Annotated in this window: 9 protein-coding genes; 4 read left to right on the top strand and 5 right to left on the bottom strand. The window is 62.0% G+C overall.

The window, feature by feature from the left end; all coding sequences use genetic code 11:
• The first annotated feature begins 105 nt into the window (after nt 1-105).
• Nucleotides 106-2,130, top strand: a complete 2,025-nt coding sequence (locus KUV81_RS05925; RefSeq protein WP_222542912.1) for an FAD-dependent oxidoreductase — start codon at nt 106-108, stop codon at nt 2,128-2,130.
• A gap of 115 nt (nt 2,131-2,245) precedes the next feature.
• Entirely contained in the window at nt 2,246-2,719 is a 474-nt protein-coding gene (locus tag KUV81_RS05920) for a VOC family protein (RefSeq protein WP_222542911.1), read from the top strand.
• 26 nt (nt 2,720-2,745) lie between these two features.
• Here the strand turns inward: KUV81_RS05920 and yfaE are convergent, their stop codons facing one another.
• The 5 genes from yfaE to ubiG form a co-directional block, all read right to left on the bottom strand.
• A complete protein-coding gene (gene yfaE / locus KUV81_RS05915) occupies nt 2,746-2,988 on the bottom strand; it encodes a class I ribonucleotide reductase maintenance protein YfaE (protein WP_222542910.1) in 243 nt (80 codons plus the stop codon).
• Nucleotides 2,988-4,124 (bottom strand): class Ia ribonucleoside-diphosphate reductase subunit beta, encoded by a 1,137-nt coding sequence (gene nrdB / locus KUV81_RS05910; RefSeq protein WP_222542909.1) that lies wholly within the window; start codon nt 4,122-4,124, stop codon nt 2,988-2,990. Before nrdB ends, yfaE begins: the two co-directional genes overlap by 1 nt.
• Nucleotides 4,125-4,135: 11 nt before the next feature.
• Nucleotides 4,136-6,409 carry a class 1a ribonucleoside-diphosphate reductase subunit alpha gene (gene nrdA / locus KUV81_RS05905; protein WP_222542908.1) on the bottom strand — a complete coding sequence of 758 codons (2,274 nt, stop codon included), beginning with the start codon at nt 6,407-6,409 and terminating at the stop codon, nt 4,136-4,138.
• 369 nt (nt 6,410-6,778) lie between these two features.
• Nucleotides 6,779-7,441, bottom strand: a complete 663-nt coding sequence (locus KUV81_RS05900) for an HAD family hydrolase (RefSeq protein ID WP_222542907.1) — start codon at nt 7,439-7,441, stop codon at nt 6,779-6,781.
• Nucleotides 7,441-8,154, bottom strand: coding sequence for a bifunctional 2-polyprenyl-6-hydroxyphenol methylase/3-demethylubiquinol 3-O-methyltransferase UbiG (gene ubiG, locus KUV81_RS05895; RefSeq protein WP_222542906.1), 714 nt, complete (start codon nt 8,152-8,154; stop codon nt 7,441-7,443). The genes KUV81_RS05900 and ubiG overlap by 1 nt, the downstream gene beginning before the upstream one ends.
• A 184-nt stretch (nt 8,155-8,338) precedes the next feature.
• On the opposite strand from ubiG, the gene gyrA reads away from it, so the two are divergent.
• Both gyrA and serC read left to right on the top strand, forming a co-directional pair.
• A complete protein-coding gene (gyrA, locus tag KUV81_RS05890) occupies nt 8,339-10,957 on the top strand; it encodes a DNA gyrase subunit A (RefSeq protein ID WP_222542905.1) in 2,619 nt (872 codons plus the stop codon).
• A 62-nt stretch (nt 10,958-11,019) separates the two neighbouring features.
• On the top strand, nt 11,020-12,084 hold the full coding sequence (gene serC / locus KUV81_RS05885) for a 3-phosphoserine/phosphohydroxythreonine transaminase (RefSeq protein ID WP_222542904.1): 1,065 nt from the start codon (nt 11,020-11,022) through the stop codon (nt 12,082-12,084).
• Nucleotides 12,085-12,099: the final 15 nt, after the last annotated feature.

Genomic DNA, 12,099 nt, shown 5'->3' with positions numbered 1-12,099 from the left:
GGAGGGGCAATTGTAAGGCTTTATAATCAGGCACCTGTCTCCACGCTTGTGATGAAGGTCACAGCGGGTTAGCCTAGAACAAACGTTTGAATTAGGTGTTTAAGGATGAGCGACCAATACCCCCACATGCTGGCCCCCCTGGACCTCGGTTTTACCCAGTTGAAAAACCGGGTGTTAATGGGGTCGATGCACACAGGGCTCGAAGAGGAGAAGGGCGGCTTTGATAAGTTGGCGGCCTTCTATGCCGAGCGGGCCGCCGGTGGGGTGGGGCTCATTGTGACCGGCGGGATCGCCCCGAACTTCCGCGGGCGCCTCTCCCCCCACGCCAGCCAATTGAGCTTCCCCTGGCAGGTGGGCAAACACAAACGTGTGACCGAGGCGGTTCACCAGGCCGGGGGCAAGATCTGCCTGCAGATCCTCCACGCGGGGCGCTACGGCTACCACCCCTTCTGCGTCAGCGCCAGCCCGGTCAAATCCCCCATTACCCCGTTCAAGCCCCGAGCCCTCAGTGGCGGTGGGATCCAGCGCACCATCAAGGATTACGCCCGTTGCGCCCGCCTGGCGCAAAAGGCCGGTTACGACGGTGTGGAGTTGATGGGCTCGGAGGGCTACCTGCTGAACCAGTTCCTCTGTCGCCGAACCAACCAGCGCAAAGACCAGTACGGTGGCAGCCTGGAGAACCGGGCCCGGTTTCCGCTCGAGATGGTTCGTGCGGTGCGCGAAGCGGTGGGCGAGGAGTTTATCCTTATCTTCCGCCTGTCGATGCTCGATCTTGTGGAGGGGGGCAACGACTGGGAGGAGGTGGTGCAACTGGCCAAGTGGCTGGAAGCGGCCGGCGTCACCATCATCAATACCGGGATCGGCTGGCACGAGGCGCGGATCCCCACCATTGCGACTAGCGTGCCTCGGGCCGCCTTTGCCTTTATCACCGAGCGGTTGCGCAGCGAGGTGTCCGTTCCTTTGGTGGCCACCAATCGCATCAACACGCCGGAGGTGGCCGAGTCCATCCTTGAAAGCGGACAGGCGGACATGGTGTCCATGGCCCGCCCGCTGCTGGCGGACGCGCGTTTCGTCGCCAAAGCCGCCGAAGGGGACCGGGCGGACATCAACGTCTGCATCGCCTGCAACCAGGGCTGCCTGGACCACACCTTCTCGTTAAAGCGCGCCACCTGCCTGGTTAACCCCTTCGCCTGTTACGAGACCGAACTCAAGTTGGGTACGGCACCTCAGCCCAAACGGGTGGCGGTGGTGGGGGCCGGCCCCGCAGGTATGGCCACCGCCTGCTACGCCGCAGAGCGTGGCCATAGCGTCACCCTGTTTGAACAGGAGCCCCAACTGGGGGGCCAGTTCAACCTGGCGGCCCGGATCCCGGGCAAAGAGGAGTTTCGTGAGACCCTGGCCTACTTTGAGCAGCGCCTGGCCCGGCTGAACGTGGAGGTCAAGCTGGGTGAGCGGGCCGAGCTGGATGCTCTGAAAGCCTTCGACGAGGTGGTGCTGGCGACCGGGGTGGTGCCGCGGGTGCCGCCGCTGGATGGTGTGGATCACGCCAAGGTGGTGACCTACCAGCAGGTGCTGCGCGGTGAGTGCGAAGTGGGGCGGCGGGTGGCCTTGGTGGGCGCCGGCGGCATCGGCTTCGACATGGGGGAGTTCCTCTCCGAGGCGCACGAGTCCGCAACGCTGCACCCGGGCACCTGGCTGGCCCAGTGGGGGATCGATCCCGACTACCAGGCCAATGGTGGTCTGATTGAGCGGGACAGCACCGCCTTCGAGTCGGCCCGGGAGATCTACCTGCTGCAGCGTAAAACCAGCAAGCCCGGCAAGGGGCTGGGGAAAACCACCGGTTGGATCCACCGCACCGTGCTGAAGGACCGTGGAGTCAAGATGCTTACCGGGGTGGCCTACCAGAAAGTGTCGGACCAGGGATTGCACATCGAACAGGATGGCCAACAGAAGGTGCTGGAGGTGGACACCGTAGTGCTCTGCGCCGGTCAGGAGTCCAACCGCACCCTGGGGGAGGCGTTGGGTGATGCCGGCGTCGGTTTCCGTTATGTCGGCGGGGCGGATGTGGCGGCGGAGCTTGATGCCAAGCGCGCCATCCGACAGGCGGCGGAGATCGCCGCCGCGCTCTGACCGGCGATAGCCGGGTAGCCAGTCACAACGCCCTGCTCGCCAGGGCGTTTTTGTACATTGCCTCCCGGTCTGCCATACCTGAAGTATCCCCGAATGGGCAGACCAGGAGCGGAATATGAGCGACCCCCACTTTTCGCCCACCGGCAACCAACTGAACCCCTATCTGGTGGTGCAGGACGCCAAGGCGGCGATGGCCTTCTATGAGTCGGTGTTTGGGGCCACCACCACCATGACTATGGCGATGCCCGACGGCAAGGTGGGCCACGCCGAGATGGTGATTGGCGACAGCGCACTGATGCTGGCGGACGAGTTTCCCGAGATGGGCTTTAAAGCACCCGGGGCCTATGGTGGCACCCCGGTCTCTTTCTGCCTCTACGTGGCGGACGTCGACAAGGTGTTCGCCCGGGCCATCGATGCCGGTGCCAAGGAGGTGAGGGCGGTGACGGACCAGTTTTACGGCGACAGGGCCGGGACTCTGGTGGACCCGTTTGGCCACGTCTGGACCCTGGCGACACACCAGGAGGACCTGACCGAGGCCGAGGTGCAGGCCCGCTTTAACGCCTACCTGGCGGACCAGGCGAAGGCATAAAAAAACCGCCCCAAGGGGCGGTGTTATCAGGCCAGTTCGATGTCGCCTTCCGGGACGCAACAGCAGGGCAGGATCTCCTGGCCCCGCAAAAACGCCATGGGGCTTTGCAGGTAGCGGACCTCGCCTTTAGCCAGTGTGGCCTTGCAGGCCCCGCAATAGCCGCTGCGGCATTCGCTGTAGTGGCCTTCCTGCTCCAGTGTCTCCAGTAAACTGCCTTCACAGTCCCGGTGGACCAGCGATTTGCCGCTGGCCAACCTGACCTTGGCCATCAGAGCTCGAAGTCCTTGAGGTCACCGGAGGACATGTCGTTGTCGATCTGGTTGGTCAGGTAGGAGCTGACCTCCACTTCCTGAGGGGCCACCTGAACGGTGTCACTCTCCAGCCAGGTGCTCATCCAGGGCAGCGGGTTGCTGCGCTTGTCGAACAGGGTCGGCAGGCCGATGGCCGCCATCCGCTCATTGGTGATGAACTCCACGTAATCTTCGACGATCTGCTTGTTCAGCCCCAGCATGGAGCCGTCTTTGAACAGGTAAGCGGCCCAGGCCTTCTCCTGCTCAGCCGCGCGACGGAAGATCTCGATGGACTCGGCGTGACACTCGATGGCGATCTCCGCCATCTCCGGATCGTCCCGGCCATCGGCCATCAGGTTGATCATGTGCTGTGTGCCCACCAGGTGCAGCTGCTCGTCCCGGGCGATAAAGCGGATGATCTTGGCGTTGCCCTCCATCAGCTTGCGCTCGGCGAAGGCGAAGCTGCAGGCGAAGCTGACGTAGAAGCGCACCGCTTCAAGCACGTTGACCGACATCAGGCAGAGGTAGAGCTTTTTCTTCAGATCCCGTAGGGACAGCTGAACGGTCTCGCCGTTGATCTGGTGCTCACCGGCACCGAACTGCTGGTACAGCTGAGTGGCGTGGATGAGGTCATCGTAGTAGTGGGCGATGTCCGCCGCCCGCTTCTGGATCTCCTCATTCTCCACGATGTCGTCGAACACGGTGCCCGGCGCGTTGACGATGTTGCGGATGATGTGCGTGTAGGAGCGGCTGTGGATGGTCTCATAGAAGGACCAGGTCTCAATCCAGGTCTCCAGCTCCGGCAGGGACACCAGCGGCAGCAGGGCCACGTTGGGGCTGCGACCCTGGATGGAGTCCAGCAGGGTCTGGTACTTCAGGTTGGAGATGAAGATGTGCTGCTCGTGGGCCGGCAACCCGTTGAAGTCGATCCGGTCCTGGGAGACGTCTACCTCCTCCGGGCGCCAGAAGAAGGAGAGCTGCTTCTCAATCAGCTCCTCGAAGATGCGGTGCTTCTGCTGGTCGTAACGGGCCACGTTCACCGGGTTGCCCAGGTACATCGGTTCGTTCAGCGCGTCGTTCGGGGTGCGCGAGAAGGTGCTGTAGCGTTGGCTCATCGTAGTGTCCCTTAAATCTTGCAGGCGCCGCCGGCGCAGTCGTTGTCGTCCGCCTTGTTCTGGCTGTCGGACTGGCCATCGCGGGTGTTCTGGTAGTACAGGGTCTTAAGACCGTACTTGTACGCCAGCATCAAGTCCTTGAGCAGTACCTTCATCGGCATCTTGTTGCCTTCGTAACGGCCGGGATCGTAGTTGGTGTTGGCCGAGATCGCCTGGTCGACAAACTTCTGCATCAGGCCCACCAGCTGCAGGTAGCCGGTGTTGCTGGGGATGTCCCACAGCAGCTCGTACTGCTGACGCAGGGTTTCGATCCCGGGCACCACCTGTTTCATCACGCCGTCTTTGGAGCCTTTGACGCTCACCAGGCCACGGGGCGGCTCAATGCCGTTGGTGGCGTTGGAGATCTGGCTGGAGGTCTCGGAAGGCATCAGCGCTGAGAGGGTGGAGTTGCGCAGACCGTGAGTTTGGATCTCCTGGCGCAACCAATCCCAGTCCAGGTGCAGCGGCTCGTCGCAGATGGCGTCCAGCGACTGCTTGTAGCTGTCGATGGGCAGGATCCCCTGGCTGTAGGTGGTCTCGTTGAACGCCGGGCAGGCGCCTTTCTCTTTGGCCAGGCCCAAAGACGCTTTGAGCAGGTAGAACTGAATCGCCTCGAAGGTCTTGTGAGTCAGGTTGTTGCCGCTGCCATCGGAGTAGCGGGCGCCATTTTTGGCCAGGTAGTAGGCAAAGTTGATGACGCCAATCCCCAAAGTACGGCGGTTCATGGTGCTGATCTTCGCCGCCTTGATGGGGTAATCCTGGTAATCCAGCAGGCTGTCCAGGGCGCGTACCGCCAGGTCCGCCAGCTCTTCCAGTTCGTCCAGTTGCTCGATGGCGCCGAGGTTGAAGGCGGAGAGGGTGCACAGGGCGATCTCGCCGTTCTCATCCTCCGGGTGCTCCAGCGGTTTGGTGGGCAGGGCGATCTCAAGGCAGAGGTTGGACTGCTTAACCGGCGCTACCTTGGGATCGAAGGGGCTGTGGGTGTTGCAGTGATCCACGTGCTGGATGTAGATGCGACCGGTGGAGGCGCGCTCCTGCATCAGCAGGGTGAACAGCTCCACGGCCTTGACCCGCTTCTTGCGAATGCTCTCGTCTTGCTCGTACTGAACGTAGAGGCGCTCGAACTCGTCTTGGTCGGCGAAGAAAGCGTCGTACAAACCCGGCACGTCAGAGGGGGAGAACAGGGTGATGTCGCCGCCATCAATCAGACGCTGGTACAGGGCCCGGTTGATCTGCACCCCGTAGTCCATATGACGGATGCGGTTGGCTTCGGTGCCCCGGTTGTTCTTCAGCACCAGCAGATCTTCCACCTCCAGGTGCCACATGGGGTAGAACAGGGTGGCCGCACCGCCACGCACACCGCCTTGGGAGCAGGACTTGACCGCGGTCTGGAAATGCTTGAGGAAGGGCAGCATACCGGTGTGGAAGGCTTCGCCGCCCCGGATCGGGCTGCCCAACGCACGGATGTTGCCGGCGTTGATGCCGATGCCGGCGCGCTGGCTGACGTACTTGACGATGGAGGTGGAGGTGGCGCTGATGGAGTCCAGGCTGTCACCACACTCGATCAGCACACAGGAGCTGAACTGGCGCGTCGGGGTGCGCACCCCACTCATGATGGGGGTAGGCAGGGAGATCTTGAACTTGGAGGTGGCGTCGTAGAAACGTTTGACGTAACTCAGGCGCACGTCTCGGGGGTAGTCGGCAAACAGGCAGGCGGCCACCAGCATATAGAGGAACTGGGCGCTTTCGAACACCTCGCCGGTGACCCGGTTTTGCACCAGGTACTTGCCTTCAAGCTGCTTGACCGCGGCGTAGGAGAAGTTCATGTCCCGCCAGTGGTCGATGTAGGCGTTGAGCTCTTCGAACTCCTCGCGGCTGTAGTCCGCCAGCAGGTGGTGATCGTAGCGACCGGCTTCCACCAGCTTGACCACGTGGTCATAGAGGTGGGGCGGCTCAAACTTGTCGTAGGCTTTCTTGCGCAGGTGGAACACCGCCAGACGGGCTGCCAGGTACTGGTAGTCCGGGGTATCGGCGGAGATAAGATCCGCAGCGGCCTTGATGATGGTTTCGTGGATCGCCTCGGTCTCGATGCCGTCATAGAAGTGGATCTGGGCGGCCAGTTCAACCTGGGAGACGGAAACGTTATCCAGTCCCATGGCAGCCCAGTAGATGACGCGGTGGATCTTCTCGAGATCGATCGGTTCCTTCCGACCATTTCGCTTGGTAACGAGGAGGTTACTGTTCATGCCCTGTGCTCTAAGTCCTTGTGGAATCCCTACACACAAAAAAACGGCTTGCCGTTGGTTCCTGCTGCCCGATACCCGGGGCCTGAGAGACATACCAAACTGCGGAGCCGACTCTTGTGCCTGCAAGCGCTTTTACCACTATATATGGGTGGCGCTACTTCTTTAGGTACAAGATAGGGCGGTTTAAGGGCGGGTTCAAGGGATAGGTTGTGGACAATTGTGTGGGTAACCTGAGGCCAGTTTGGCCCGGTTAGTGACGCCTAACCCCAAAGGCGCGGCCAGTGGGATTTTCCCGCCCTAACACAGTTTTGACTGTGGCGGGAAATTGACATCAAAAAAAACGATCCCGAGGGATCGTTTGCCTAAAAGTCACTCACCGACCTCGAGTTTTTGCGTCAGCTCATCGGGGTGGGCGCAGCGCCACTGGGCGGGCCATTGTGATGGCCTGTCTTCGGGGCGCAGGTAGCCCCACAGGGCGACGCAGCCGGTCATGCCCGCCGCCTGGGCCGCCACCATGTCCCGTTCGGCATCACCCACATAGAGGATCTGCCCGGGCGCCACCGACAGGGCGTCGGCGGCCGCCAGCAGGGGTTTGGGATGGGGTTTGGCCACCTCGAAGGTGTCGCCACTGATGTTCACCCGGCTGCTGGCAAAGCGGGGCAGGGCATCCAGCAGAGGATCGGTCAGCCAGCCGGGCTTATTGGTGACGATGCCCCAGGGGACATTGCGATCGTCCAGCTGGTCCAGCAGGGTGTCCACCCCGTCGTAGGGCCGGGTGTGCACGCACAGGGCGTCGAGGTAGGCGTCCAGCAGGGCCTGCTTGAGCGGCTCAAAGTCGGTGCGCTCAAACTGGGGCCCCAGCGCCGCCTTGAGCAGGCCTCGGCTACCGTGGGAGCTGTGCTGGTAGGCGTGGGCCTCGCTCAGCACCGGGTAACCGTATCGGGTCAGCGCCCGGTTGGCGGCGGCCCCCAGATCCAGGGCGGTGTCCAGCAGGGTACCGTCCAGATCAAACAAAACCCCTTGAAATGCCATCAGGCCTCCGGCTTTTGGGCGTGGATCATGTAGTTGATGGCCATCGAACGGGTCATGCTGAAGGTTTGGGTCAGCGGGTTGTAGCGAACCCCGTCGGCGTGCCGCACCTTGAGTCCGGCCTGCTCACACCATTGAATGAGCTGGGAAGGGCGCAGGTACTTGTTGTAGTCGTGGGTGCCCTTGGGCAGCACTTTGAGTACCTGCTCGGCCCCGACAATGGTGGTCAGGTAAGCCAGCGGCGTCTTGTTGATGGTGGAGAGGTAAAGGTGGCCGCCTGGGGCCACCAATTCGGCGCAGGCTCGAACCACGGAGGCCGGGTCTGGCACGTGCTCAATCATCTCCATGCAGGTCACCACCTGGTACTGGCCACCAAAATCGGCGGCGTGACGCTCGGCGGTGGCCTGCAGGTAATCCACCTCGACCCCGGTTTCCAGCGCGTGCAGTCGGGCCACTTCGAGGGGCTCTTCGCCCATGTCCAGGCCGGTGACCTTGGCGCCGGATTTGGCCATCGCTTCACTGAGCAAGCCGCCACCGCAGCCCACGTCCACCACCTTCTTGCCGAACAGACCCTCGGCATGACGCTCGATGTAGGCCAGGCGCAGCGGGTTCATCTTGTGCAGGGGGCCGGAGTGGCCTTCGGGGTCCCACCAGGTGGCGGCCAGCTGTTCAAACTTGGCGACTTCGTTGGGATCCACATTGGCATTGTTATACATCTACTTATCCGTTACTGACTGGCAAGAACTGCCCCCGATTATATCCACGCCGTGGCCTAGGGCGAAACCATGTCGCGCCCCTTCTCATGTTCAATGCTTGTGTTAGAATGCCAAATCACTGTTTTTTCCGGTATGACCGGGGCGGCCGTCGCAGGGACGGACGCTGTGAGGGAATCAAGTTTCTATGACTGATCTGGCCACAGAAATCACGCCGATTAACATCGAAGAAGAACTAAAAAGCTCCTATCTGGATTACGCCATGAGCGTGATCGTTGGGCGTGCTTTGCCCGATGTCCGGGATGGCCTCAAGCCCGTGCACCGTCGCGTGCTGTTCGCAATGAACGAACTGGGCAACGACTGGAACAAACCGTACAAGAAATCCGCCCGTGTGGTTGGTGACGTCATCGGTAAATACCACCCGCACGGTGACAGTGCGGTGTACGACACCATTGTCCGTATGGCGCAACCTTTCTCCCTTCGTTACACCCTGGTGGATGGCCAGGGCAACTTCGGTTCCGTTGATGGCGACTCCGCCGCGGCGATGCGTTACACCGAAGTTCGGATGGACAAGATCGCCCACGAGCTGTTGGCGGATCTGGAGAAAGAGACCGTCGACTTCGTGCCCAACTACGACGGCACCGAACAGATCCCGGCGGTCCTGCCTACCAAGGTGCCCAACCTGCTGGTCAACGGTGCTTCCGGTATTGCGGTGGGGATGGCGACCAACATCCCGCCCCACAACCTCACCGAAGTGGTGGACGGCTGTCTGCACCTGATCGACAACGAACACGCCAGCATCGATGAGCTGATTGAGATCATCCCCGGCCCGGACTTCCCCACCGGTGGCATCATCAATGGCCGCAAAGGGATCTTCGAGGCCTACCGCACCGGTCGCGGCAAGATCTACGTTCGCGCCAAGACCGAGGTGGAGACCGACAAGAACGGCAAAGAAGCCATCATCGTTAACGAGATCCCCTACCAGGTAAACAAGGCGCGTCTGATCGAGAAGATCGCCGAACTGGTGAAGGATAAGAAGATCGAGGGGATCAGCGGTCTGCGCGATGAGTCCGACAAGGACGGCATGCGCATCGTTATCGAGCTCAAGCGCGGTGAAGTGCCCGAGGTGGTGCTGAACAACCTCTATGCCCAAACCCAGATGCAGACCGTGTTCGGCATGAACATGGTGGCCCTGGGTAACGGCCAGCCGAAGGTGTTCAACCTCAAGGAGATGCTGGAAGCCTTTATCCGCCATCGCCGTGAAGTGGTCACCCGCCGGACCGTGTTCGAGCTGCGCAAAGCCCGCGACCGGGCCCACATCCTCGAAGGCCTGGCCATCGCCCTGGCCAACATCGATCCGGTGATTGAACTCATCCGCAACTGCCCGACTCCGGCAGAGGCCCGCGAGGCCCTGCTGGCCCGTGGTTGGGATCTGGGCAACGTGGCCGGCATGCTGGAAAAAGCCGGCGACGATGCGGCCCGCCCCGAGTGGCTGACCGCCGAGTACGGCATTCGTGACGGCAAATACTACCTCACCCTGGATCAGGCTAAAGCGATCCTGGATCTGCGCCTGCACAAGCTGACCGGCCTGGAGCACGAAAGCATCCTGGACGAGTACAAGGCGCTGCTGGAGCAGATCGCCGAGCTGCTGCACATCCTGGGCTCCACCGAGCGCCTGATGGAGGTGATCCGCGAAGAGCTGGAGACCGTCAAAGCCCAGTATGGCGACGACCGTCAAACCGAGATCAGCGCCGCTTCCGCCGACATCTCCATGGAGGACCTGATCACCCAGGAGGACGTGGTGGTGACCCTGTCTCACCAGGGCTACGTCAAGTACCAGCCGCTCACCGATTACGAAGCTCAGCGTCGCGGGGGCAAGGGTAAGTCCGCCACCAAGATGAAGGATGAAGACTTTATTGAGCGTCTGCTGGTGGCCAACACCCACGACACCATCCTCTGCTTCTCATCCATCGGAAAGGTCTACTGGATGCGGGTGTTCCAGTTGCCGCTGGCCAGCCGAACCGCCCGTGGACGCCCCATCGTCAACCTGCTGCCGCTGAGCGAAGGGGAGCGGATCACCGCCATTCTGCCGGTGGACGAGTACTCCTCAGACAAGTTCATCCTCTTTGCCACCGCCAAGGGCACGGTGAAGAAGACCGCTCTGGACGCCTACAGCCGTCCGCTTTCCTCCGGGATCCGGGCCATCAACCTAGCCGAGGACGATCAGCTGATTGGGGTGGACATCACCGAAGGCGACAACGAGGTGATGCTGTTCTCCGACGCCGGTAAAGTGGTGCGCTTTAACGAAGACCAGGTTCGTTCCATGGGCCGAACCGCCACCGGTGTGCGGGGCATCAACCTCGAAGGCGCCGACCGCGTGGTCTCTCTGATTGTGCCCCGCCACGACGGTGCCATCCTGACCGTCACCGAAAACGGCTACGGCAAGCGCACACCCCAGGCGGAGTACCCGACCAAGAGCCGCGCCACCAAGGGGGTGATCTCCATCAAGGTGAGCGAGCGCAACGGCCTGGTGGTCGGGGCGGTCCAGGTGGGTGACAACGACGAGATCATGCTGATCACCAACCGCGGCACCCTGGTGCGCACCCGGGTCTCCGAGGTCTCCGAAGTGGGCCGGAACACCCAGGGCGTCACCCTCATTCGGGTGGTCGACGGTGAGCAGGTGGTGGGCATGGAGCGCATCGACGAGGTTGACGTCTCCGACGAGCTCGAGCCCCTCGAGGGGGAGACGCCGACGGACGACGCGGCCGAGCAGGGTGGCGACGACGCGACCAACGAACCTGCGTGATCAACCAGTGAAAGAGCGCCTCATCATGGGGCGCTCTTTTTCATTTTAAGGACAGAACAACGGTGACCATTTACAACTTTTGTGCCGGACCGGCGATGCTGCCCACCGCGGTGATGCGAAAGGCCCAGCAGGAGTTTTGTGACTTTCAGTCCCTGGGTGTGTCGGTGATGGAGCTCTCCCACCGCAGTGCCGAGTACATGGCGGTAGCCGAGAAGGCCGAGCAGGATCTGCGCGAGCTGATGGCGATCCCGGACAACTACGCGGTGCTGTTTCTCCACGGTGGGGCGCGGGGGCAGTTCTCCGCGGTGCCACTGAATCTGTTGGGGGAGGGCAAGGCGCTCTATCTGGAGACCGGTCAGTGGTCCGTCGGCGCCGCCAACGAAGCGGAGAAGTTTGGCGCCATCGACCGGGTGGATCTGCGCTGTGATGCCCAGACCCTGGATCTGGGCCGCATCCCGGACACCTCTGGCTACCGCTACGTCCACTACTGCCCCAATGAAACCGTGGACGGCGTGGCCCTGTACGACGACCTGCCGATGGACGCGCCCCTGGTGGCGGATCTTTCCTCCTGCATCCTGGGTCGGGAGCTGGACGTTTCCCGTTTCGCGCTGCTCTACGCCGGGGCACAAAAAAACATAGGCCCGGCGGGCCTGACCCTGGTGATCGTCCGGCGCGACCTGCTGGGCCAGGCGGACCGGCGTTGTCCGGCCATCCTGGATTACGGCCTTAACGCCCAGTACGACTCCATGTACAACACCCCGCCGACCTTCGCCTGGTACCTGGCCGGCGAGGTGTTCCAGTGGCTCAAGCAGCACGGTGGGGTTGCGGCGATGGCGGAGCTGAACCGGGCCAAGGCCAAGCGGCTGTACGATTTTATTGACGCCAGTGACTTCTACTCAAACGCCGTCGCGCCCCGGCATCGCTCGGAAATGAATGTAACATTCCAGCTTGCGGATGCGGAGTTGGACAAGCGCTTCCTGGCCGAAGCGGAGGCCGCCGGCCTGCGCGCCCTCAAGGGCCACCGCCTCGTGGGGGGGATGCGCGCCAGCATCTACAACGCCATGCCCATGGCCGGCATCGAGGCCCTGGTGCAGTTCATGGCAGAGTTTGAACGCTCACACCGCTGAGCGCCGATATAAGAG

Source organism: Ferrimonas balearica, assembly GCF_019802085.1.
Classification (GTDB): domain Bacteria; phylum Pseudomonadota; class Gammaproteobacteria; order Enterobacterales; family Shewanellaceae; genus Ferrimonas; species Ferrimonas balearica_B.
This window is presented reverse-complemented; position numbering and strand designations above follow the sequence as displayed.

Excerpts from the sequence above, each read along its gene's own strand:
- nrdA (WP_222542908.1), bottom strand. The coding sequence starts at position 6,409 with ATGAACAGTAACCTCCTCGTTACCAAGCGAAATGGTCGGAAGGAACCG.
- yfaE (WP_222542910.1), bottom strand. The coding sequence starts at position 2,988 with ATGGCCAAGGTCAGGTTGGCCAGCGGCAAATCGCTGGTCCACCGGGAC.
- KUV81_RS05920 (WP_222542911.1), top strand. The coding sequence starts at position 2,246 with ATGAGCGACCCCCACTTTTCGCCCACCGGCAACCAACTGAACCCCTAT.
- nrdB (WP_222542909.1), bottom strand. The coding sequence starts at position 4,124 with ATGAGCCAACGCTACAGCACCTTCTCGCGCACCCCGAACGACGCGCTG.
- gyrA (WP_222542905.1), top strand. The coding sequence starts at position 8,339 with ATGACTGATCTGGCCACAGAAATCACGCCGATTAACATCGAAGAAGAA.
- KUV81_RS05900 (WP_222542907.1), bottom strand. The coding sequence starts at position 7,441 with ATGGCATTTCAAGGGGTTTTGTTTGATCTGGACGGTACCCTGCTGGAC.
- KUV81_RS05925 (WP_222542912.1), top strand. The coding sequence starts at position 106 with ATGAGCGACCAATACCCCCACATGCTGGCCCCCCTGGACCTCGGTTTT.
- ubiG (WP_222542906.1), bottom strand. The coding sequence starts at position 8,154 with ATGTATAACAATGCCAATGTGGATCCCAACGAAGTCGCCAAGTTTGAA.